The organism is Cupriavidus yeoncheonensis (assembly GCF_905397275.1).
GTDB classification, from domain to species: Bacteria; Pseudomonadota; Gammaproteobacteria; order Burkholderiales; family Burkholderiaceae; genus Cupriavidus; species Cupriavidus yeoncheonensis.
In genome coordinates this window covers 178,205-200,647 of record NZ_CAJPUY010000005.1, presented here as the reverse complement: position 1 = coordinate 200,647, position 22,443 = coordinate 178,205, and the positions used below count along the sequence as shown (strand labels likewise).

General features: G+C 67.8%; 23 protein-coding genes. 15 read left to right on the top strand and 8 right to left on the bottom strand.

What is annotated here, in order from left to right:
• The first annotated feature begins 1 nt into the window (after nt 1).
• Together KHO22_RS08850 and KHO22_RS08845 are read left to right on the top strand one after the other, a co-directional pair.
• Nucleotides 2–1,153, top strand: a complete 1,152-nt coding sequence (locus tag KHO22_RS08850; protein WP_211946741.1) for an ABC transporter substrate-binding protein — start codon at nt 2–4, stop codon at nt 1,151–1,153.
• 146 nt (nt 1,154–1,299) lie between these two features.
• On the top strand, nt 1,300–2,352 hold the full coding sequence (locus tag KHO22_RS08845; RefSeq protein ID WP_211946740.1) for an alpha/beta fold hydrolase: 1,053 nt from the start codon (nt 1,300–1,302) through the stop codon (nt 2,350–2,352).
• A gap of 277 nt (nt 2,353–2,629) precedes the next feature.
• Here the strand turns inward: KHO22_RS08845 and KHO22_RS08840 are convergent, their stop codons facing one another.
• From KHO22_RS08840 to KHO22_RS08830, 3 genes are all read right to left on the bottom strand, one after another.
• Complete coding sequence (locus KHO22_RS08840; protein ID WP_211946739.1) at nt 2,630–2,896, bottom strand: hypothetical protein; 267 nt, start codon at nt 2,894–2,896, stop codon at nt 2,630–2,632.
• Nucleotides 2,897–3,110: 214 nt separating this feature from the next.
• Complete coding sequence (locus KHO22_RS08835; RefSeq protein WP_211946738.1) at nt 3,111–3,584, bottom strand: OsmC family protein; 474 nt, start codon at nt 3,582–3,584, stop codon at nt 3,111–3,113.
• Nucleotides 3,585–3,726: 142 nt separating this feature from the next.
• The gene (locus KHO22_RS08830; RefSeq protein WP_211946737.1) at nt 3,727–4,323 is read right to left on the bottom strand and encodes an AraC family transcriptional regulator; all 597 of its coding nucleotides are present in this window, start codon (nt 4,321–4,323) and stop codon (nt 3,727–3,729) included.
• Nucleotides 4,324–4,623: 300 nt separating this feature from the next.
• Between KHO22_RS08830 and KHO22_RS08825 the strand changes: the two genes are divergently transcribed.
• Nucleotides 4,624–6,363, top strand: coding sequence for a cation:proton antiporter domain-containing protein (locus KHO22_RS08825; protein ID WP_211946736.1), 1,740 nt, complete (start codon nt 4,624–4,626; stop codon nt 6,361–6,363).
• A gap of 96 nt (nt 6,364–6,459) precedes the next feature.
• Here KHO22_RS08825 and KHO22_RS08820 read toward each other — a convergent pair whose 3' ends face one another.
• The 4 genes from KHO22_RS08820 to KHO22_RS08805 form a co-directional block, all read right to left on the bottom strand.
• Nucleotides 6,460–7,443, bottom strand: coding sequence for a Bug family tripartite tricarboxylate transporter substrate binding protein (locus KHO22_RS08820; RefSeq protein ID WP_211946735.1), 984 nt, complete (start codon nt 7,441–7,443; stop codon nt 6,460–6,462).
• Between the two features lie 49 nt (nt 7,444–7,492).
• Complete coding sequence (gene tcuB, locus KHO22_RS08815; RefSeq protein WP_211946734.1) at nt 7,493–8,701, bottom strand: tricarballylate utilization 4Fe-4S protein TcuB; 1,209 nt, start codon at nt 8,699–8,701, stop codon at nt 7,493–7,495.
• The gene (tcuA, locus tag KHO22_RS08810) at nt 8,688–10,097 is read right to left on the bottom strand and encodes an FAD-dependent tricarballylate dehydrogenase TcuA (protein WP_211946733.1); all 1,410 of its coding nucleotides are present in this window, start codon (nt 10,095–10,097) and stop codon (nt 8,688–8,690) included. Before tcuA ends, tcuB begins: the two co-directional genes overlap by 14 nt.
• A gap of 77 nt (nt 10,098–10,174) precedes the next feature.
• A complete protein-coding gene (locus tag KHO22_RS08805; protein WP_211946732.1) occupies nt 10,175–11,101 on the bottom strand; it encodes a LysR family transcriptional regulator in 927 nt (308 codons plus the stop codon).
• A 231-nt stretch (nt 11,102–11,332) separates the two neighbouring features.
• Between KHO22_RS08805 and cysK the strand changes: the two genes are divergently transcribed.
• Nucleotides 11,333–12,250 carry a cysteine synthase A gene (gene cysK / locus KHO22_RS08800; RefSeq protein ID WP_211946731.1) on the top strand — a complete coding sequence of 306 codons (918 nt, stop codon included), beginning with the start codon at nt 11,333–11,335 and terminating at the stop codon, nt 12,248–12,250.
• A gap of 59 nt (nt 12,251–12,309) precedes the next feature.
• Here the strand turns inward: cysK and KHO22_RS08795 are convergent, their stop codons facing one another.
• Nucleotides 12,310–13,140 (bottom strand): universal stress protein, encoded by an 831-nt coding sequence (locus KHO22_RS08795; RefSeq protein ID WP_211946730.1) that lies wholly within the window; start codon nt 13,138–13,140, stop codon nt 12,310–12,312.
• Nucleotides 13,141–13,439: 299 nt separating this feature from the next.
• On the opposite strand from KHO22_RS08795, the gene KHO22_RS08790 reads away from it, so the two are divergent.
• The 11 genes from KHO22_RS08790 (at nt 13,440) to ccmB (ending at nt 22,440) form a co-directional block, all read left to right on the top strand.
• Complete coding sequence (locus KHO22_RS08790; RefSeq protein ID WP_211946729.1) at nt 13,440–13,895, top strand: universal stress protein; 456 nt, start codon at nt 13,440–13,442, stop codon at nt 13,893–13,895.
• Between the two features lie 106 nt (nt 13,896–14,001).
• On the top strand, nt 14,002–14,526 hold the full coding sequence (locus KHO22_RS08785) for a hypothetical protein (protein WP_211946728.1): 525 nt from the start codon (nt 14,002–14,004) through the stop codon (nt 14,524–14,526).
• Nucleotides 14,527–14,661: 135 nt separating this feature from the next.
• Nucleotides 14,662–15,870 (top strand): phosphoglycerate dehydrogenase, encoded by a 1,209-nt coding sequence (gene serA / locus KHO22_RS08780; protein ID WP_338031331.1) that lies wholly within the window; start codon nt 14,662–14,664, stop codon nt 15,868–15,870.
• A gap of 216 nt (nt 15,871–16,086) precedes the next feature.
• Entirely contained in the window at nt 16,087–16,638 is a 552-nt protein-coding gene (locus KHO22_RS08775) for a hypothetical protein (RefSeq protein WP_230426799.1), read from the top strand.
• A 237-nt stretch (nt 16,639–16,875) separates the two neighbouring features.
• Nucleotides 16,876–17,043: a periplasmic nitrate reductase, NapE protein gene (napE, locus tag KHO22_RS08770; protein WP_211946725.1), complete on the top strand. Its 168-nt coding sequence runs from the start codon at nt 16,876–16,878 to the stop codon at nt 17,041–17,043.
• Nucleotides 17,044–17,132: 89 nt separating this feature from the next.
• Nucleotides 17,133–17,447, top strand: coding sequence for a chaperone NapD (locus tag KHO22_RS08765; RefSeq protein ID WP_211946724.1), 315 nt, complete (start codon nt 17,133–17,135; stop codon nt 17,445–17,447).
• Nucleotides 17,444–19,939, top strand: a complete 2,496-nt coding sequence (gene napA / locus KHO22_RS08760) for a periplasmic nitrate reductase subunit alpha (protein WP_211946723.1) — start codon at nt 17,444–17,446, stop codon at nt 19,937–19,939. Before KHO22_RS08765 ends, napA begins: the two co-directional genes overlap by 4 nt.
• A 31-nt stretch (nt 19,940–19,970) precedes the next feature.
• Entirely contained in the window at nt 19,971–20,471 is a 501-nt protein-coding gene (locus tag KHO22_RS08755) for a nitrate reductase cytochrome c-type subunit (RefSeq protein WP_211946722.1), read from the top strand.
• Nucleotides 20,472–20,493: 22 nt separating this feature from the next.
• Nucleotides 20,494–21,081, top strand: coding sequence for a NapC/NirT family cytochrome c (locus tag KHO22_RS08750; protein WP_211946721.1), 588 nt, complete (start codon nt 20,494–20,496; stop codon nt 21,079–21,081).
• A gap of 3 nt (nt 21,082–21,084) precedes the next feature.
• A complete protein-coding gene (gene ccmA / locus KHO22_RS08745; RefSeq protein WP_211946720.1) occupies nt 21,085–21,765 on the top strand; it encodes a cytochrome c biogenesis heme-transporting ATPase CcmA in 681 nt (226 codons plus the stop codon).
• A gap of 6 nt (nt 21,766–21,771) precedes the next feature.
• Nucleotides 21,772–22,440, top strand: coding sequence for a heme exporter protein CcmB (gene ccmB, locus KHO22_RS08740; protein ID WP_211946719.1), 669 nt, complete (start codon nt 21,772–21,774; stop codon nt 22,438–22,440).
• Nucleotides 22,441–22,443: the final 3 nt, after the last annotated feature.

Below are 22,443 nucleotides of genomic sequence, written 5' to 3'. Positions count from 1 at the left end.
CATGCGAAATCACCGCACGCCACGGCTCGCCCGGCGACGCGCCCTGCTTGGGCTGGCGCTGGGCTGGCCCCTGGCATCATCCGCGCAGGACGCCAATGAACTGCTGGACTATGCGCCACGGGCGAAGCCGCCGCCTGGCTACGCCCCGGACTATGCCAGCGTTGTCCGCGCGGCCGAGGACGAAGGCCGCCTGGTGATCTACGCCACCGCCGACGCCGACCTGGTCCGGCCCATGCTGGCCGACTTCCGGTCGATGTATCCGCGCGTCCGGGTCGAGTACGACGACCTGACCAGCACCGAGCTGTATCACCGCTACCTGGCCGAGACCCAGCTTGAAACCGAGTCCGCCGACGTGTTGTGGAGTTCGGCGATGGATCTCCAGGCCAGCCTGGTCAGGCGCGGCTATGCCATGACCTACGCCTCGCCCGAAGCATCCGGCCTGCCCGCCTGGGCCCGCTGGCAGGACCAGGGCTGGGCCACCAGCATCGATCCGGTGGCGATCGCCTACAACCGGAAGCTGCTGCGCGCCGCCCAGGTACCGCGCACGCACGCCGACCTGGCGCAGCTGCTGGCGACGCAGGCCGGCCAGTTGCGCCGCAAGGTCGTCACCTATGACATCGAAAAGTCCGGCCTCGGGTTCCTGCTGGCCACGCAGGATGCCACGGCGGGCCCGGCCTTCTGGGACATCGCCGCGGAACTGGGCAGGCTCGACGCCCGCTATGTGTCGACTACCGCCGCCATGCTGCGCCAGGTCGCCAATGGCAGCATGGCGATCGCCTACAACGTGCTCGGCGCGTACGCGACAGGCCAGGCGCAGCACAATGCCGCAATCGGCGTCGCCTTCCTGACCGACTACACGCTGGTGCTGTCGCGCATCCAGTTGATCAGCCAGCGCGCGCGCCATCCGAACGCGGCCCGCCTGTGGGTCGACTACACGCTTTCGCGGCGCGGCCAGACCCTGATGGCGCAGCGCGCCGGGCTGTACGCCGTGCGCAGCGACGTCGGCGGCGACACCACCGCCGCCCGGCTGGTGACACAGCTCGGCACCAGCATGCGGCCGATCCAGAACGACGCGGCGCTGACGCGTCACCTCGACATCGCGGCGTATCGCGAGTTCGTCACGCGCTGGCGCACCGCCACGGGGCAGAAGTAGTACGCCAGGCGGGTTTCTTGTATCGGCGTATTGGGCCGCCACGCGCATATACACGGCGATACAAAGCCCCGGGGTTCCCGACACATGCCGCTTGCCGCGGCCTCCTAGACTCGTGCTCAAGTTGATCACGCACACAGGAGAAAGAGATGTCGGAGAGAATCGATCTGCCCCGCCGGGGCTTTCTGGGCGCCGCGGCAGCAACGCTGGCCGCGGCGCAACTGGGCCTGTCGCAAGCTGCCCGGGCGCAGACCGGCGCGGCGAAGGCGGCACCCCTGCCCCCGGTCAAGCCTGGCACCCACACGACCTTCGCACCGATCCGGCAAGTCAATGCCGGCGTGCTGAACGTCGGCTACGCCGAGGCCGGCCCGGCCGACGGGCCGGTCGCGCTGCTGCTGCATGGCTGGCCCTACGACATCTACAGCTTTGTCGACGTGGCGCCCCTGCTGGCGGCGCGCGGCTATCGCGTGATCATGCCCTATCTGCGCGGCAATGGCTCGACCACCTTCCTGTCGGCCGATACCAAGCGCAACGGCCAGCCATCGGCCATCGCGGCCGACATGATCGCGCTGATGGACGCGCTCGGCATCCGTAACGCCGTGGTGGCCGGCTTCGACTGGGGCGCGCGCACCGCCGACATCATGGCCGCGCTGTGGCCGGACCGCTGCCGGGGACTGGTATCGGTGAGCGGCTACCTGATCGGCAGCCAGGCGGCCGGCAAGCAGCCGCTGCCGCCCGAGGCCGAGCTGCAATGGTGGTACCAGTTCTACTTCGCCACGGACCGCGGCCTGGCCGGCTACCGCAAGTACACGCGCCAGTTCGCCAGGCTGATCTGGAAGCTGGCATCTCCGCAATGGCACTTCGACGATGCCACCTTCGAGCGCAGCGCGGCCGCGTTCGACAACCCCGACCATGTGGAAATCACCATCCACAACTACCGCTGGCGGCAGGGGTTGGCCAGCGGCGAAGCGCGGTTCGATGACATCGAGAAGAAGCTCGCCACGGCACCGGCCATCATCGTGCCGACCATCACCATGGAAGGCGATGCCAACGGTGCGCCCCATCCCGAGCCCAGCGCCTATGCCAGCAAGTTCACCGGCCGGTATGAGCACCGCAACCTGACCGGCGGCATCGGCCACAACCTGCCGCAGGAAGCGCCTGCCGCCTTTGCGCAGGCAGTCCTTGACGTCGACCGGCGCTGAGGCGCGGGAGGATGGATGCAGAGACTGCTGATACTGCTTGCCATGACGCTGTCTGCGCTCGCCTCGGAACTGGGCGGCGCGGGGCATCGTTGCACATGGACGGGGATGCCGCGGCTGGAGCGCGTCAGAGAGGAGGACCAGGAACGGTCTTAGTCCTGCGCCGCTCGCGTCCGGAGCCGGGGTGGCGGGCACGTAGTGCATCGCCATCGTCAAGGCGCCGTGCCGGTCCGGCCCGGCGCCATTGACGATGTCCCGGGCGCGATGGCGCCCGCGCCGGTTACAGCGGCACGATCTTCGGCTGGGCTTTCGGCTGGAACGGGAATCCCGGCGGAAACTCGGGCAGGTGCGGCATCGGCGGCATCGGAGGGAACGCTGGCAATGGCGGCATCGAGGGCATCGGTGGCATCGGCGGCATCGACCCGTTGGGGTCGGGCTCACCCACGGCAATGGACGGCATGGTGGCATAGCCGCCGCGGATGGCGGCGCGCGCGGCCAGATCCAGTTCGCGCACGTGCGCGAGGTTCTCGATCAGTAGCGTGGACATGGGAATCTCCTGTTAGTCGTGAAAAGCGAACGGCGGAAACGACGTTCGATCGGGACTATGCAGATGCCGTGCCACGGGTCGCGCGGGCCTTCAGGTGCGCGCTACGGCCTTGTACGGAGAGAATCTGGTGGGCGGCGGCCAACAGCCGCGCGAAACGTCGGCACGGTCCGAACAGCGATGGCCGTGTGCAGATGAACCCGCGCCGGCCTTGTTCTCAGGCGTCGACCTGCTCAAAAGTCGGCTCGCACAAGATGGGAAAGTTGAGCGAGTTGGCGATGAAGCATTGCTCGTGCGCCGCATGGTGCAGCCGCTTCGCCAGTTCCAGATCATCCGCGGCACGGATGGCGACGCGCGGCCGCAGCAAGATCTGCGTGAACCGGCCGGACTCGCCCTCGACCATCGTGCCCTGCGCGTCATCGGCATACGCGAGCACGACGATGCCCGCGTCGGCGCACAGGTGCAGGTACCAGAGCTTGTGGCACGCCGACGCCGACGCCACCAGCAATTCCTCGGGGTTCCAGCGTGCCGCGTCTCCCAGGAACGCCGGGTCCGACGAGCCGGGAATGGCGGGCTTGGCACCGGAGCGGATCACGTAGTCGCGCGCGTACGCCCGGTAGCCGGACGTTCCGCTTCCCTGGTTGCCGGTCCATTCGACCGAGACCTGATAGTGATGCTCACGCTTGGCCATGTCTGCGCTGCTCCCTGGATGGATGCCGTCGTTGAAGTGCGGCACATGACAGGCCCGGCCCGCCCCGCGTCGCCGGACACCATTATTCCAGAGGACACGGAAGCGCGGCCGAAGGTCCTCTGCCGTGGGTGCCGAAAACTGCTCAGGCGATGGATCGCCGCAGCTCGCGCGCCGGGCGGCTGGCCAGCCGCCGCGCCATCTGCAAGGAGACGCCGAAGCGGTCATAGAACGCAGATTCCACATCGCCGGCCGGAGGCCATCCGACAAAGCGCTTCAGGTCCGCCATGGCAACGTCTCCGGTCATGGCTTCGAACAGCAGGCGCATCAGCCGTTGCGTGCGGCAGAGATCCGTCAGCGCCGTGCCTTGCGAGAACAGCAGGCGGCGCAGCTGCGCCGCGGGCATGCCGAGCCGTTCCGCGATGAAGCCGGCGCTCCACGCATACTGAGGCTGGAGGAACACGCGCCTGGAGATGCGGTGATGCAGGCCGTCCTGCGGTGCCCCGGGCATGCCGCGCCGGATCTCGAAGGTACAGGCCGACGGCTGCGCACCGCTGCCGTCCAGATACATGTCGATGGCCTCGAACGGCTCGATCGTGACTTCCTGCCCCGGCACCAGCAGCCGCTCATGGCCACGCCGGCGGATGACCGAGCGGCCCTGCGTGGGCGCGACCGTCAGCGGAAACGCCAGGAACAGGCGATGCAGGCTGACGTGCGAGTGGGACTGCAGGTGGACGCGCATGGTGGATCGGAAATCGGTCGGTGTCGGGCAGGATCATCGCCGTTAACCGGGCCGCGCACCATCTGCAATTCCCGAATGCATTGTTTGCCTGCACCACACGCTGCGGCCACGGGTCAGACCCCTGGCAAGGCGCTCCGCGCGAACCCGTCCGACAGGACTGCCGCCGGATGCCGTTATCATGAGGGGGCCTGGTATGTCTGCCGGCGCACGGCAGACCCATCGTTGCCTGATCGGCAACGGGCTGCCGGGCCCGCCGCAGGAACGCCCCCGTTTTCAATCCGCCGCTCCCATTCGTCCTGCATGGAACACAACATTCCTCTTATCACCACGCTGGCGGCCGGCTTCGGCATCGCCCTGGTCCTTGGCTACCTGGCCGAGCGGATCAAGGTGCCGGCGCTGGTCGGCTACCTGGTCGCCGGCATCATCATCGGCCCGGGTACGCCGGGCTTCGTCGCCGACGTCCACCTGGCGTCCCAGCTTTCCGAGATCGGCGTGATGCTGCTGATGTTCGGCGTGGGGCTGCACTTCTCGCTGAAGGACCTGCTGGCGGTCAAGCGCATCGCCGTGCCCGGCGCGGTGGTGCAGATGGCGCTGGCCACGGCGCTCGGTGCGGGCGTGGCATGGCTGTGGGACTGGCATTGGGGCAGCGGGCTGATCTTCGGGCTGTCGCTGTCGTGCGCCAGTACGGTGGTGCTGCTCAAGGCGCTGGAGACGCGCGGCGTGCTCGAAAGCATGAACGGCCGCATCGCCGTGGGCTGGCTGGTCGTCGAAGACCTGGCCACGGTGCTCGTGCTGGTCCTGCTGCCGCCGCTGGCCGGGATTCTCGGCGGATCGACGGGCGCCGAAGCGGCGGAAGCCACATCGCTGTGGACCACCATCGCGCTGACGCTGCTGCAGGTCGGTGCCTTCATCGCGCTGATGCTGGTGGCAGGCCGCCGCGTGCTGCCGTGGTTCCTGTGGCTGGTCGCGCGCACCGGCTCGCGCGAACTGTTCACGCTGGCGGTCATTGCCTCCGCCATCGGCATTGCCTATGGCGCGGCCCAGCTGTTCAGCGTCTCGTTCGCGCTGGGCGCGTTCTTCGCCGGCATGGTCATGCGCGAATCCGAGTTCAGCCACCGCGCCGCACAGGAATCGCTGCCGTTGCGCGACGCGTTCTCGGTGCTGTTCTTCGTCTCGGTGGGCATGCTGTTCCGGCCCGCCATCCTGATCGAGCAGCCCCTGCACGTGCTGGCCACCGTGGCGATCATCATCCTCGGCAAGTCGGCCGCGGCCTTCGGGCTGGTGCTGGCCTTCCGCTATCCGCTCAACACCGCGCTGACGGTGTCGGCCAGCCTGGCGCAGATCGGCGAGTTCTCGTTCATCCTCGCCGGCCTGGGCCTTTCGCTCGGGCTGCTGCCCGCCGAAGGCATGAGCCTGGTGCTGGCCGCCGCGCTGATCTCGATCGCGCTGAACCCGGTGCTGTTTGCCGTCAACGAACCGTTCCGCCGCTGGATCCTCAAGCGCTCGGCACTGGCCAGGCGCCTGGAACAGCGCGGCGACCCCTACGCCGAACTGCCGATGAGCACCGAGCGCAAGTACCTGGAGGGCCAGGTGGTGCTGGTCGGCTACGGCCGCGTGGGCCGGCGCATCGCCAGTGCGCTGCAGGCGCGCGGCATCCCGTATGTGGTCGCGGAGCAGAACCGGGAGCTGGTGGAAAGCCTGCGCAATCGCGGCATCGCGGCGGTCTCCGGCAATGCCGCCGAGCCCGCCGTCCTGATCCAGGCCCATATCGCGCGCGCCGCGATGCTGGTGGTGGCCATTGCCGACCCGATCGATGTCCGCCAGATGGCCGGCATCGCGCGCACGCTCAACGCGTCGATCGAGATCGTCCTGCGCACGCACAACGAGGACGAGTCCGTCATGCTGCGCAAGGATGCGATTGGCACGGTCTTCTACGGTGAAGAGGAACTGGCCAGAGGCATGACAGCCCATGTGCTGGAACGCTTTGCGCCGGGTCCGCAGGTTCACGCAGCAGGCCATGCCGCGGGCCACGCGGCTTAGGCACCGCAAGCACCACGACGGGCGGCATCAGCAGGGCTGCAGGATGCCGTCCGCGCCGGGCGGGCGCTGAAGGCGTGCGGGGCGCTGCCCCCGCAATCACTCCGCGGCGGCGCCCGACGATTTCGCAACCTTCGTCCACCGCTCCGTCTCCTTGCGGATGAACTCGCCGAGTTGCGCCGGGGACATGTCGCCCGCGGTAACGCCCTGCTCTTCAAAGCGTTTCAGCACATCCGGTTGCCTGAGCGCCTGCGCCAGCTCCGCGCCCAGCCGCTGCGTCACTGCGGCGGGCGTGCCGCGCGGCGCCATCAGCGCGTACCAGGTGGTCACCTCGTAGCCCTTGATCCCGCTTTCCTCCAGCGTGGGCACGCCCGGGTAGGCCGGGGAACGTCTCGCGGTGGTGACGGCCAGCGCCCTGACCTTGCCCGAGCGCACATGGGGCGCGGCGGAAGGGCTGGTTTCGATGGCCATCTGGATCTGTCCGGCGATCAGGTCGGTCATCATCGGTGCGCCACCCTTGTACGGGACGTGGACGATGTCGGTTCCGGTCATCGCGCGGAACAGTTCCCCCGACAGATGCTCGGTACTGCCAGGACCGGCCGAGCCGTAGTTGACCTGCCCCCGATGGGACTTGATATAGGCGATGAGCTCCGCCACCGACCTGACGGGCAGCGACGGGCTGACCAGCAGCACATTGGGCGTCAGCGCCACCAGGCCAACCGGCACCAGGTCGCGCGTGAAGTCGTAGGGCAGCGACTTGTAGATGCCGGGCGCCATGGTATGCGCCACGGTGGCAAGCAGCAACGTATGGCCATCCGGCGTGGCGCGCGCAACGTTGGCGGCACCGAGGGTCCCGCCGGCACCGGGGCGATTGTCCACCACCACGGGCTGGCGCAGCGCTTCGCCCAGCTTCTGCCCGATCGTGCGGGCGATGATGTCCGTGGTGCCGCCGGAGGCGAACGGCACCACGAGCGTGACGGGCTTGTCGGGCCAGTCCTGGGCGGCGGCGGGCGCCAGGCCGGACCACGCGAGGCCCGCTCCTAACAGGCAGGCAAGAGCGGCGCGGCGAACGGGGTTGGTCATCGGACAGTCTCCTTGGGAATCGATGGTTTTCTTGTCGGTGTCGCAGGCTTCAGTCCGAGCCGAGCTGCAACGAACTGGGCTGACGCTTCTCGATCGCGGACTTGAGCAGTGCCGCGCAGCGGTAAATGCCGTGCGCGAACTTGCCAAACGGCAGCGTGGCGAAGAGCGCCATCACCACGCCCAGGTGCATGGCCAGCAGCAAGGCCATGGCGCCGGTATTGCGACCGGCCAGCAGGGCCATGCCGGAAATCGCGGTGAGCAGCAGCAGCGCGATGAAGCCGCGGTCCATGGGACGCTGGGCCGCATCGCCGCGGCCCGGGTCGCGCCGCAGGTTCAGCCACAGCAGCCCGGCCGGCCCGGTGAGCAGCCCGATGCCGCCGGCAATGCCAAGCATCACCGGCAGGCTGGCCACCGGATACGGTGCGTGCAGCCCCAGCACGTAGTGGTACAGCGTGGCCACGGCGGTTGACGCAAAGCACGCCATGAAGCCGTAGAACGTCAGGTGATGGAAGCGGCGGCGTGCCAGCGTGAAGCGGTCGTCCAGCTCGTTGCAGCCCTGACCGTGACCGCCGTCCAGGTACCTGAGCGTGAGCGCGTCGCGCGCGGCTTCGCCGACTGCCGGCGCGTTGGCGTGCCCCGGCGAAACGTCGCGCCAGAACCTCCGCACCCCGATGCCCAGCGACATCACCGCAAAGCCGAAGACCGCGCCGAACATCGCGGCCATCATGTTGTGCGGGAAGATCGCGTAGAAGTTGCCCGCCAGCGGCGCATGCCAAAGCGCGCCTTGCCGCGCGACGGCAAGCAGCAGGAACAGCGCCAGGCCGAACGCCAGCGCCAGCGCCACGGTCAGGCCATTGCGCCGGTAGAGCGCGCCCAGCGGCGCCGGCCACGCATACTCGGCATAGGTCTCTCCGCGCACCCGGGCCATTGCCTGCGGCACATTCACCGCGAATTCATGTGGCGGCGCGTACTGGCAGGCGTGATAACAGGCACCGCAGTTGTGGCACAGGTTGGCCAGGTAGTTCACGTCCGCCTTGCCGAAGGAAAGCCTTCGTGTCATGGCGGGGAACACGGCGCAAAAACCCTCGCAGTAGCGGCAGGCATTGCAGATCTGCATCTGCCGGGCCACCTCGGCTTCATTGCCGCTCAGGGGCAGCACCCGGATGGGGAGGGTCTTCCGGCCTCCCTTGCCTTGCGGGGCCATGCCGCCAGCGGCTTGTTCGCCGGCCTCGCGCACCAGCGCTTCAAGCTGCTTCACGTTGCGCTCCTTTCGATTGCGCGGCCGCCCGCGCTGCCCGGGTCCCGGCGATGCGGCCGAATGCGGTGCCGATCGACATGCCGACCCCCGCCGTATAGCCCTTGCCCAGCACGTTGCCGGCCATCATCTCGCCGGCCACGAACAGGTTGTCGCTGGGCTGTCCGCCGAAATGGACTGCGGCGTGCCGGTCGACCCTGAGGCCCAGGTAGGTGAAGGTGATGCCGGGCCGCAGCGCGTAGCCGTAGAACGGCGCGGTGTCGATGGGCCGCGCCCAGTGCGTCTTCGGCGGCACCAGGCCTTCCGTGCGGCAATCGTCCAGCGTGGTGTGGTCGAAGGTGCCGTTGCGGCAGGCGGCGTTGTAGGCCGCCACGCTGTCCACGAAGGCCTGCTCGGGCAGGCCCAGCTTGCGGGCCAGTTCCGGCAGGTTGTCGGCCACCGTGCCGGGAAACACCGGCGGCATGAAGCGGCCGACGGCCTTGGCGTCGATGACCGAGTAGGCAATCTGGCCGGGCTGCTGGGCCACCAGCCGGCCCCAGATGGCGTAGCGCTTGGGCCAGAAGTCCTCGCCTTCGTCGTAGAAGCGCTCGGCGTCGCAATTGACCACCACGCCCAGCGACACGCAGTCGATGCGCGTGCAGATGCCGCCGTCATACAGCGGTGCCCGCGCGTCGATGGCCACGCAGTGCGACTGCGACGGATCGCCGATCGGGTCGGCGCCGGCCTCGATCATGTGTTTGAGCAGCACGCCCATATTGAAGCGCGTGCCGCGGATCAGGAAATTGTCGGCCGGCCATTCGCCGCGCTCGTTCCGGCCCCACGCTTCGCGCAGCCAGTCGCGATTCGATTCGAAGCCACCCGCCGCCAGCACGCACGCGCGCGCCTCGAAGCGCTTGTCGCCACTGCGCGCGGCCACGAAGTGGCCACCGTCGAGTTCAATGGCATCGACGGGCGTCTCGTAGCGGATCTGTACGCCCATGGCCTCGGCGCTGCGGTAGTAGGCATTCACCAGCGCCTTGCCGCCGCCCATGAAAAAGGCATTGGTGCGGGCCACGTGCAGCGCGCCCGAGAGCGGCGGCTGGAAATGCACGCCATGGCGGCGCATCCAGGGGCGGCAGGTCGACGAAGCGCGGATGACCAGGCGCGCCAGCGCCTCATTGGTGATGCCGCCGGTGACCTTGAGCAGGTCCTGCCAGTATTCCTCTTCCGGGTAGCTGTCGACCAGCACGTCCTGCGGGGCGTCGTGCATGCAACGCAGGTTGCGCGTGTGCTGGGAATTGCCGCCGCGCCAGGCCCTGGGGGCGGCTTCCAGCAGCAGCACGCTGGCCCCGGCCTCGCGTGCCATGAGCGCGGCGCACAGGGCTGCGTTGCCCCCGCCGATTACGAGTACGTCCCACATCAGTACAGTCTCCGTTGTTGGCGGCGACTGTACTGAGCCGCCCGATGCCCCGCCAGAACGGATCGGGCAACGGGTGTTTACGAATCGTGAAGGGTAGCCCCGGGCCAGCGGCCGGCCCGCACCAGGTCGCGGGCCACCGCGGCCAGCGTGCCGCGCGCGGCCAGGCCCGCGGGAGACAGCTCGTCGTCCGACAGGCTGGCCAGCAGGTTCGGGCGCCGCACCGTGGCGTCGGCAATGGGGATCATGGCCAGGGGTTCGCCCCCGAGCCGCGCGACCGCCGCCCCGGGCTGCACCGTGGCGCCAAGGCCGGCACGCACAGCATCCATCAGCATGGCCAGGCCATCGATTTCGGCCACGACGTTGGGCGGATGGCGGCCTCGCGCGAAGGCCGCATCGAGTACGGAACGCAGCCCGTGCGGGCTGCTCGGCAGGATCAGCGGTAGCCCGCGCAGCTGCGCGAGCCTGGCGGTCTTGCCTGCCGGCAGACCCGGCATGTCGTCACGGCCGATCAGGAACAGGCGCTCCGTCAGCAGCGGTGCAAGGCTCCAGCGATGGTGCCCTTCCGCCTGGAACAGGACTGCGAGGTCGAGCTGGCGGGTGCCGATCATCGTCGCCAGGTTGCCGGACAGGCTCTCCACGAGGTGCAGGCGGATGTCGGGGTAGCGTTCGCGCATGGCCTGCATGAAGGGCAGGCCCAGCACGCTGATGGTGCTCGGCGCCATGCCCACGCTGACATGGCCGGAGAGCCTCGCAAGCTGGGCGGCGCGCACCGCGTCGTCGGCATGGCGCACCGCCAGCTGCGCCTGTCGCCAGAACGCCAGGCCGGCATCCGTCGGCACCACGCCCGTCGACGTGCGCCGCAGCAGGCGCGTGGAAAGTTCACCCTCCAGGCGACTGATCTGCTGGCTGAGCGCCGACGTGACCACGCCCAGCTTCTGCGCGGCCTGCCCCATGCTGCCGAGTTCGACGACCTGCAGAAAATACCGCAACTGCCTGAGCTCCATCCCCCCTCCTTCCAACCGGTTCCATCAGGGCACGCGGACGATCCCTGGGTGCGGCCCGTCGTCATTATCCGTGAACGCCGGGGAGACGGGCGGGTACGGAAGCGGCCGGGAAGCGCATGGGAAGCGGCCGCCCAGGTCCGCACAGCGGGAGCCGTAGCGGAAATTTCAATAGAATCCCGGATGGTCCGCATTTGCGCAGCGGCACGCCGCTGCACCCATCCCGGAGAAAACATGAAGGCAGTCAACATCCTGCAAACCATCGGCAATACGCCGCATATCCGCATCAACCGGCTGTTCGGCAAAGGCCACGAGGTCTGGATCAAGTCGGAACGGTCCAACCCGGGCGGCTCGATCAAGGACCGCATCGCGCTGGCGATGGTGGAGGATGCTGAACGCCGTGGCGTGCTCAAGCCGGGCGGCACGATTGTCGAGCCGACCTCGGGCAATACCGGTATCGGCCTGGCGATGGTGGCGGCGGTCAAGGGCTACAAGCTGATCCTGGTGATGCCGGAGAGCATGTCCATCGAGCGCCGCCGCCTGATGCTGGCCTACGGCGCGACCTTCGACCTGACCCCGCGCGAGAAAGGCATGAAGGGCGCGATTGCCCGCGCGGAGGAACTGATCGCCGCCATTCCCGGCGCCTGGATGCCCCAGCAGTTCGAGAACGCGGCCAATATTGACGTTCACGCCCGGACCACCGCGCAGGAAATCCTGGCGGACTTCCCCGAGGGTCTCGACGTGCTGGTCACCGGTGTCGGCACTGGCGGCCATCTTTCCGGCTGCGCGCAAGTACTCAAGCAGAACTGGCCGCAGCTCAAGGTGTTCGCCGTCGAGCCCACGGCATCGCCGGTGATTTCCGGCGGCGCCCCCGCGCCCCATCCGATCCAGGGCATCGGCGCCGGCTTTATCCCGGCCAACCTGAAGACCGGCCTGCTCGATGGCGTGATCCAGGTGGATGCCGAGCCGGCCCGCGACATGGCGCGCCGCTGCGCGAGCGAAGAAGGCATCCTGGTCGGCATTTCCTCCGGAGCGACCCTGGCTGCCATTGCCGCCAAGCTGTCCGAGCTTCCGGCCGGCGCACGCGTGCTCGGCTTCAACTATGACACCGGCGAGCGCTACCTGACGGTCGAAGGCTTCCTGCCCGCGTGAGGCAAGCGTCCGTGCGCCGGCTGGCAACGCCGGTGCGCGGCTCGATTGCTTCAATCGGCTCAATGCGACAGGAACAGCGGCACGCCGGTGTGCCGCACCAGCGTGCGCGTGGTGCCGCCCAGCATGCGCTCGCGCAGCCGGCTGCGGCCATAGCCGCCGGCCACCAGCAAACCCGCATTCAGTTCCCGCGTCAGCCGCAGCAGCACTTCCCCCGGCTGTCCACCCCGCTGCACGCGCAGCCAGGCGGCCACCCCATGGGCGGCCAGCCATTGCAGCAGGCGTTCGCCACCCGCTTGCTGCTCGTCTTCACCACCGTCGCCGGCCACCACCACGGCCGTCACGGCGGACGCCTGTGCCAGCAGCGGAAGCGCGTCGCTCACCGCGCGCGCGGCCGGCTGGCTGCCGTCCCAGCCCACCAGCACATGCCCTTGCGGTGCCAGCGTGGCGCCGGCAGGCACCAGCAGGACCGGACGCCCCGCATTCAGCAGCGCATACTCGGCTTGCTCCGCCATCAGCGGCGGGGCGTTGTCGCCAGCCTGCCATGGCGGCGGCAGGATCAGGTCCGCAAAGCGGCCTTCCGTTGCCAGCGCCCAACCGGGCTCGGCCTCGACCACCACATGGCGGTACGGCGCGGCACTGGCTGACGACGCCATCGCGGCCCGCAGCGTTGCCAGGTTTTCGTCGACGGTGCGCTGCAGCGCCGCCGCGGCCTGGTCGGCATACCGTCCCGCTTCGTCGCCGGCGCCGCGGAATGGCTCCAGCCGCATGCCGGTTGCGGTCAGCCCCACCAGCCCGGCGCCGAAGCGCCGGCACAATGCCAGTGCGGCTTCCAGGCGCGCCGCGCGTGCGGGGTCGTCGCCCAGCTCGACAAGGATCGTCTTGTAGTCCATCCGCTCATTGCTCCGTGGAAATGCGTGAGATCCGGCCCGGCGTCAGTCGAGCCAAGGCGTGAACCAGTGTAGGCATTGGCGCGCCACGATGCTTGATCGGTATCAAGGCGGCACGGCCCAGGCGTGATCCCGCGCCCTGTGCCACCCCGGCGATCCTGTTCCGCCCCGGCCAACTCAAAGCTTGATGCCGGTCAACCCGCCATCGTCCGCGGCGACTACGCTGAACCAGAAGCGCCCACGCGGCGCCTGATCCGATTTGCCGTTCCCGACGACTCGCCACGACTCACCGGAGGTTCCCCATGTATCAGCGCATCCTGCTGGCCGTAGATGGCAGCCAGTCTTCCGACCTCGCATTGAGCCAGGCCATCCTCCTGGCCACGGCCACCGGCGCCGAGGTCAAGGCCCTGTTCGTGGCCGACGACAGCGACGCCTTCTTCGATGTCGCCTACTTCGACGCCAGGGCCCTGATGGAAAGCATCCGCGCCTTCGGCCGCAAGGTCCTGACGGAGGCCGCGGGCAAGCTGGAGACAGCCGGCATCACGCATACCACCCAGCTTGTCGAAAAGCCGGTGGCCCCCGGCCAGATCTCCGCGACCATCGTCGCCCAGGCCGATGCCTGGAGCGCCGACCTGATCGTACTTGGCACCCACGGCCGGCGCGGCGTGCGGCGCCTGCTGATGGGCAGCGTTTCCGAGGGCGTGGTCGGCAAGAGCAGCCGGCCGGTGCTGCTGATCCGCAGCGAAGTCGAAGGGTAGCGCCGGGCCTGCACGGCCTTCGTCGCGGCGACGCAGGCCTATTGCGCACACCGCTACGCAGGCCGGACAATCCCGCCATGCGGGATCTCCCCGCCCGGAGCCCTTCATGAGAATCCGCCTGGCAACCATGGCCTCGCTGGCGTGCGTGGCAGCCTTGACCCTGGGCGCCTGCACGGCGCTGCAACCGGAACAGACAGGCCAGCGGCTGATCGGCAGCGACCAGAGTACCGTGCGCAGTACCTTCGGGGAGCCCACCGATACCTTCCGGTTTCCGAACGGCACGTCGCGCTGGCTCTACTCCGGGCAGCCGCTCGGCCATACGGTCTATGCCGCGGACTTTGACGCCACCGGCAAGCTGGTCAGCTATCGGCAGATGCTGACGGAAGCTGAAATCTATCAGGCGCAGGTCGGCGCGTGGACCAAGCAGGATGTGCTCGAACGCTTCGGCATGCCACGCGAGCCCACCCAGTACTACCCGCTGATGAAGCGCGAGGCCTGGACCTACAGGATGTATCAGGCGGGCTACCAGACCGCGCATTTCAGCTGCTACTTCGACGAAAACGGCGTGCTGCAGCAGACCATGATCATCGTCGACCCGCTCGGCGGCGACCGCCGCGGACGTTCGCGCTAGCGGTGCGCACCCCCGGGGGAGCCAACGTTGGCGGAAGGGGCTCCGGGACCGTGGCGGCGTTTTCGCGCAGAATAGGCCTTGCCGCGACGCAGCGAGGATTGCGCGCGGCTTCCCTGATCTCTACTTGCGCGGAACCTGAACGTGACCACTGCGATCCTGCTCGAAAACATCCACCCAAGCGCCGCGGCGCGCCTCGGCGAAGCCAGCCTGACGGTCGAACGCCGCAGCGGCGCGCTGGCCGGCGACGAACTGCGCCAGGCGCTGTCCAGCCATGATCTGGTGGGCATCCGCTCCGCCACGCACCTGCGCGCGGACGACATCCGCAGCGCACCAGACCTGCTCAGCATCGGCTGCTTCTGCATCGGCACCTCGCAGGTCGACCTGGACGCCGCGACGGCGGCGGGCATTCCGGTCTTCAATGCGCCGTTCTCCAATACGCGGTCGGTGGCCGAACTGGTCGTGTCCGAAGCCGTGATGCTGCTGCGCAAGATCCCGGAGAAGAATGCGCTCGCGCACGCGGGCAAGTGGGCCAAGGGGGCCAGCGGCGCGTTCGAAGCGCGCGGCAAGACCATTGCCATCGTCGGCTACGGCAATATCGGCTCGCAGGTCGGCGTGCTGGCCGAGTCGATGGGCATGCGCGTGGTGTACTACGACGTGCTGGCCAGGCTGTCGCTCGGCTCGGCGCGCGCGGCGGGCACGCTGGAGGAGGCCGTGTCGCAGGCGGACGTGGTCACGCTGCACGTACCCGCCACGGCGCGCACGCGCAATATGATCAACGCGGACGTGCTCGCCCGCTTCAAGCCCGGCGCGATCCTGATCAATGCCTCGCGCGGGACCGTGGTGGACATCGATGCGCTGGCGGCGGCGCTGCGCGACAAGCGCCTGGGCGGCGCCGCGATCGACGTCTTCCCCGAAGAGCCCAAGACCAACAACGATCCGTTTGCCAGCCCGCTGCAGCAGTTGCCCAACGTCCTGCTGACGCCGCATATCGGCGGCAGCACCGAGGAGGCGCAGGAGAACATCGGCACCGAGGTGGCCGCCAAGCTGCTGAACTTCCTGAATACCGGCGGCACGATCGGCGCGGTGAATTTCCCGGAAGTCGACCCGGGTCCGCTGCACGCGCCGGCGCGCCTGCTCAACATCCACAGCAACGCGCCCGGCGCGCTGGCCGCGCTCAACACGCTGCTGGCACAGGACGGCGTCAACATCAACGGCCAGCACCTGCAGACGCGCGGCCACACCGGCTATGTAGTCACGGATCTCGACCGGGTGCCGTCTGACGCGCTGATGGGAGCATTGCGTGCCCACGCCGGCTTCGTGCGTTCGCGCCTGCTGGTCCGCTAAGTCCTGCCGCCTCGCCAGCCCTCCGCTCCGCTATCCGGCCGCGCCCGCAGGCTTATCCCGTAAAGACGGGGCGAACCGGCCACATTCCGCGCCGGCTCGCCCCTTCCGAGCAACGCCGGCGCCGCCTTACTATTCCGCATTGCACAATGCCTCGTGACCTTGCTTGTCGCGGCAAGCATTCGCGCCCATGCTGAGGGCTCGAACAGGAGGACCATCATGCAACCCACCAACTTCGTCTGGCACTACACGGTCGGCACGAGGTTGCCGGCCATCGCGGAATCCGCGGTGCTGATTCCCGCGCGGTCGCTGCACGCCACGGCGTCACTGGGCGTGCTGTGGTTCTCGCGGCAGCAGACCTGGGAGCCATCCACGGCGCGCACTGGCTGGAAGCGCCACCCGGCCAACAAGATGGCGCTCCCGGAGAAAGAGGGCCTGTTCCGCTTCGGTCTGCCAGCCGCGGACAGCCGCCTGGTGCCGTGGCCGGGCGTCACGCGCCTGGCCGATATCGATATTCCCGAAGCGATGTCCATGGTCTCGGCCGGGCTGCGCCGGGGCGCCAGCCCGACCGACTGGCTTGGCGTGCTGACGCAGGTCCCGCTCGCGGAACTGCGCTTCCAGCGCTGGGACGGCACGGCATGGTGCGATGCACGGATGGACGACATCGACCTGGCGGCACTTGCCGCGATGCGGCCGGCAGTTCCGCCCGAGCATGGCAGGCGCATTCCCATGACCGCGACGCATGCCGGCGCGATGCACGACGTCCACTGATCCCGTGCCGGCCACAACACAGACACCATGAGCGGTGTTTGCGCCGCATGGGCCAGCACTTCCTGACGCTGACCGCGCCACCGCGCAAGCACTCTGCACGATGCAGTGAAGTGTTGCTGGCGCGCGCTCCCGCAGCACCGGTGCAAGTGCAGTCTTGACTCCTTGCCCCCCGCTATCTTTAATGGGTAACACACATCACGCCTGTCGTACGAAAGGCCCTGCCCATTACATCAAGCCATGATCCAACCTGGCGGCGTTGAAGATCCGCAGCGCAAGACGGAAGAACTGCGCAGTTTCCTGTTCCTCACCGCGGTAATGGTGCCGGTGCTGTCGGTCATCACCGTGGCCGGCTATGGCTTCATTGTCTGGATGACCCAGCTGATCAGCGGCCCGCCCTCGCACTGAACCCGGGCCACCCCGCGAGAAAGCGCGTTAATGGCAACAATAAAAAGGCTGCAGCACAGGATTAAACGGCCTTTAGCTGGAGTGACCGCATGCCAGCTGCAAAACCTGTCATCCCCATCGGGCTGATCCCGTCTACCGACGAGTGGCATATAGCGGGGATCGTGGTGTACGCGCATCCTCAAAGCGTGCCCCACGTTCGCGCCGCCGTCGAAGCCATGACCGGCGTGGAGATCCATGCTGCCAGCGACAACGGCAAGATGGTCGTCACCGTCGAAGCCCCCACCTCCCGCGCCATCGCTGCACAGCTCACCTGCCTTCACCAGCTTGAAGGCGTGCTGTCCGCCACCCTGGTCTACCAGCACAACGAAGACGCCGAAGCCATGAACGAGGAGATCACCGAATGAAAGTCTCTCGTCGGGAATTCATCAAGCAGACGGCCATCGCGGCAACGGCGTCGGTGGCCGGCATCGAGCTGCCCGCCGAGGCCGCCAACTTCGTCACCGACAGCGAAGTCACGAAACTGAAATGGTCGAAGGCACCGTGCCGCTTCTGCGGGACCGGCTGCGGCGTCACCGTGGCCGTGCGCGACAACAAGGTGGTGGCCACCCAAGGCGATCCGCAGTGCGAAGTCAACAAGGGCCTGAACTGCGTCAAGGGCTACTTCCTGTCGAAGATCATGTACGGGCAGGACCGGCTGACCAAGCCGCTCATGCGCATGAAGAATGGCAAGTACGACAAGAACGGCGAGTTCGCCCCGGTCACCTGGGACCAGGCGTTCGACGAGATGGAACGCCAGTTCAAGCGCGTGCTCAAGGAAAAGGGCCCGACCGCGGTGGGCATGTTCGGCTCGGGCCAGTGGACGGTGTGGGAAGGCTACGCAGCGTCCAAGCTCTATAAGGCGGGCTTCCGCTCCAACAATATCGACCCGAACGCACGCCATTGCATGGCATCGGCCGTGCAGGGTTTCATGCGCACCTTCGGCATGGACGAGCCAATGGGCTGCTATGACGATTTCGAAGCCGCCGACGCGTTCGTGCTGTGGGGCTCGAACATGGCGGAGATGCACCCGATCCTGTGGACGCGCATCACCGACCGCCGCCTGAGCCACCCGAAGACGCGCGTGGCCGTGCTGTCGACCTTCACGCACCGTTCGTTCGACCTGGCGGATATCCCCATCATCTTCACGCCGCAGACCGACCTGGCGATGCTGAACTTCATCGCCAACTACATCATCCGCAATAACAAGGTCAACAAGGACTTCGTCAACAAGCACACGGTCTTCAAGGAAGGCGTGACGGAGATCGGCTATGGCCTGCGTCCCGACCATCCGCTGCAGAAGGCCGCGAAGAACGCCGCCAATCCCGGCGACTCCAAACCCATCACGTTCGACGACTTCGCGAAGTTCGTCTCGAAGTACGACGTCGACTATGTCAGCAAACTTTCCGGGGTGCCGAAGGACAAGCTCAACCAGCTCGCCGAGCTGTACGCGGACCCGAATGTCAAGGTGATGTCGTTGTGGACCATGGGGTTCAACCAGCATACGCGCGGCAGCTGGGTCAACAACATGGTCTACAACGTCCACCTGCTGACCGGCAAGATCGCCACGCCTGGCAACAGCCCGTTCTCGCTGACCGGGCAACCGTCCGCCTGCGGCACGGCGCGCGAAGTGGGCACGTTCTCGCACCGGCTGCCGGCCGACATGGTGGTCACCAACCCGAAGCACCGCGAGGAAGCCGAGCGCATCTGGAAGCTGCCGCCGGGCACCATCGTCGAAAAACCGGGTTACCACGCCGTACTGCAGAACCGCATGCTCAAGGACGGCAAGCTCAATGCCTACTGGGTGCAGGTCAACAACAATATGCAGGCCGCCGCCAACCTGATGGAGGAAGGCCTGCCGGGCTACCGCAATCCCGCCAACTTCATCGTCGTGTCGGACGTCTACCCGACCGTGACGGCCCTGTCGGCGGACCTGATCCTGCCCAGCGCGATGTGGGTGGAAAAGGAAGGCGCCTACGGCAACGCCGAGCGCCGCACGCAGTTCTGGCACCAGCTCGTCGATGCGCCGGGCGATTCGCGCTCGGACCTGTGGCAGCTCATGGAGTTCTCCAAGCGCTTCAAGGTGGAAGAAGTCTGGCCGGCCGAGCTGGTCGCCAAGAAGCCCGAATACAAGGGCAAGACGCTGTTCGACGTGCTCTTCCGCAACGGCCAGGTCGACAAGTTCCCGCTCAAGGAAGTCAACGCCGAATACCAGAATGCCGAGGCCAAGGCGTTCGGCTTCTACGTGCAGAAGGGCCTGTTCGAAGAGTACGCGAGCTTCGGCCGCGGGCACGGCCACGACCTGGCGCCGTTCGACCGTTACCACGAGGAACGCGGCCTGCGCTGGCCCGTGGTCAACGGCAAGGAAACGCTCTGGCGCTACCGCGAAGGCAGCGACCCGTATGTCAAGGCGGGCGCGGGCTTCCAGTTCTACGGCAATCCGGACGGCAAGGCCGTGATCTTCGCGCTGCCCTATGAGCCGCCGGCCGAATCGCCGGACAAGGAATACCCGTTCTGGCTGGCCACCGGCCGCGTGCTGGAGCACTGGCACTCCGGGTCGATGACGCGGCGCGTGCCCGAGCTGTACCGCGCCTTCCCGAACGCCGTGGTGTTCATGCATCCCGAGGATGCCAAGGCACTGGGGCTAAGGCGCGGCGTCGAGGTCGAGGTGGTGTCGCGGCGCGGGCGCATGCGCTCGCGCGTGGAAACACGCGGGCGCGACGCGCCGCCGCGCGGCCTGGTGTTCGTGCCATGGTTCGACGCCAGCCAGCTCATCAACAAGGTCACGCTCGATGCAACCTGCCCGATCTCGCTGCAGACCGACTTCAAGAAGTGCGCGGTAAAGATCGTCAAGGTGTAGCCGCCCACGCCAACCCACAATAGGAGACGCCATGATGCCGAGCCGATCCTGGGCACCCCTGCTGGCCTTGTGTACCTGGCTGCTGGCCGCGTTCGCCATGTTCGCGGCCGCGCCCGCCGGCGCGCAGGGCCTGACGGACGCCATGCGCGGCCCCACGCCGGTGGCCAGCGAGAGCAAGGCCCCCATCCTCTACCCGACCGAGAACAAGGACATCCGGCGCACCCGCAACTACACCATGCAGCCGCCGACGATCCCGCACAAGATCGACGGCTACCAGCTCGACAAGGACTTCAACCGCTGCATGTTCTGCCATGCGCGCACGCGCACGGAAGAAACGCAGGCGATTCCCGTCAGCATCACGCACTACATGGACCGCAACAACAACGTGCTGGCCGATGTCTCGCCGCGTCGCTATTTCTGTACGCAGTGCCATGTGCCGCAGGCCGACGCCAAGCCGCTGGTAGGCAACAGCTTCGTCGACGTGGAAACGCTGCTCAAGCGCAAGCCCGGCGCCAAGAGCGCGGGCAAGTAGACAACAACAAAAGGGGCGCGCCATGCTGGACCTCCTCAAGCGCTACTGGCGGACCATCAACCGGCCCAGCGCCTATTTCAGCCTGGGCTTCCTGACACTGGGCGGCTTCATTGCCGGGGTGGTGTTCTGGGGCGCGTTCAACACCGCGCTGGAACTGACCAATACCGAGCAGTTCTGCACGGGTTGCCATGAGATGCGCGACAACGTCTACCAGGAACTGCAAGGCACCATCCACTTCACCAACCGCAGCGGCGTGCGCGCCAAATGCTCCGACTGCCACGTGCCGCACAACTGGACCAGCAAGATGGCGCGCAAGATGCAGGCGTCGAAGGAAGTGTGGGCCAAGATCTTCGGCACTGTCGATACGCGCGAGAAATTCCAGGAGCACCGCCTGGTGCTTGCCCAGCACGAATGGGCCCGTTTCAAGGCCAACGATTCGCTCGAATGCCGCAACTGCCACGACTACCAGTCGATGGATTTCACGCGCCAGAGCCCGCGCGCGCAGGCCATGCACTCCACCTACCTGGCCAACAAGGAAAAGACCTGCATCGACTGCCACAAGGGCATTGCCCACCACCTGCCCGACGTCTCGAAAGCGGAGGAACAGTAGCGCGTGCCGATCCGTTCTGGCGGGCTCTCCTGTGATGGCGTTGCCGGCGGCCCGGCTTTGCGGGCCAGCGAGCTGGCATTTTCGCGTGCGGGACGCCCGGTCTTCCGTGGCATCGACCTTGCCCTTGGCGCCGGCGGGCTGGTGCAGGTGATGGGCCCGAACGGCAGCGGCAAATCCACGCTGCTGCGCGTACTGTGCGGGCTGCTGCCGCCCGCCGAGGGCACCGTGAGCTGGCATGGCGAGCCGGTGCGCGCGGGCGATCCCGCCTACCTGCAGTCGCTGTCCTACCTGGGCCATGCCGACGGCATCGACACCGACCTCAGCGCCACCGAGAACCTGCGCTTCGCTGCGCGGTTGGCCGGCCTGCGGCCGTCATCGGAAGACGTGCGCGCCGCACTGGCGCGGCTCGGGATGGAGCGGGCGATGCAGGCCCCCGTGCGCACGCTTTCGCAAGGCCAGCGCCGCCGCGTCGCGCTGGCCCGGCTCGCCATGGCACGGCGCCCTCTGTGGCTGCTCGACGAGCCGCTCACCTCGATCGACGACCAGTCGGCCAACCGCTTTCATGAACTGCTGGACGCGCACCTTGGCGACGGCGGCATGGCCGTGATTGCCACGCACCGGCTGCTGCCCGGCGGTGGCGACGTGCTCGAACTCGGCGCCGACAGCGCGCCCGCGCCTGGCTGAATCGCCATGATGACCACGCTCGGCGCCATCATCATGCATGACCTCTCGCTCGCCTGGCGGCGGCGCGGCAGCCTGCTGGGCAGCGTGGTGTTCTTCGTCATCGCGGCAAGCCTGTTCCCGCTTGCCATCGGCCCGGACCCGCAGCAGCTGCGCGCGCTGGCACCCGGCATCCTGTGGGTCGCCGCCTTGCTGGCATCGATGCTGTCGCTGTCGCGGCTGTTCGCGCAGGAGTATGCCGACGGCAGTCTGGACCAGCTGCTGCTGTCGCCGCAGCCACTGGCCTTGCTGGTGCTGGCGAAGATCTGCGCGCACTGGCTGACCAGCGGCCTGCCGCTGCTGTTGCTGACGCCGCTGCTGGCCCAGCAATACAGCCTGCCGGCGGGACCGGCGCTGCTGCTGTCCGCATCGTTGCTGGTCGGCACGCCGGCGCTGAGCCTGATCGGCGCGGTCGGCGCGGCGCTCACGCTGGGCGTGCGCGGCGGCGCCGTGCTGCTGTGCATCCTGGTGTTGCCGCTGTGCGTGCCGGTGCTGGTGTTCGGCGCCAGCGCGGGCGCCGCGGCCGACGCCGGCCTGGACGTCATGCCGCAGTTCTCGCTGCTGGGCGCCTGCCTGGCGCTGTCGCTGTTCCTGTGCCCGCTCGCGACCGCGGCGGGGCTTCGCATCGCCATGGAGTAGGCC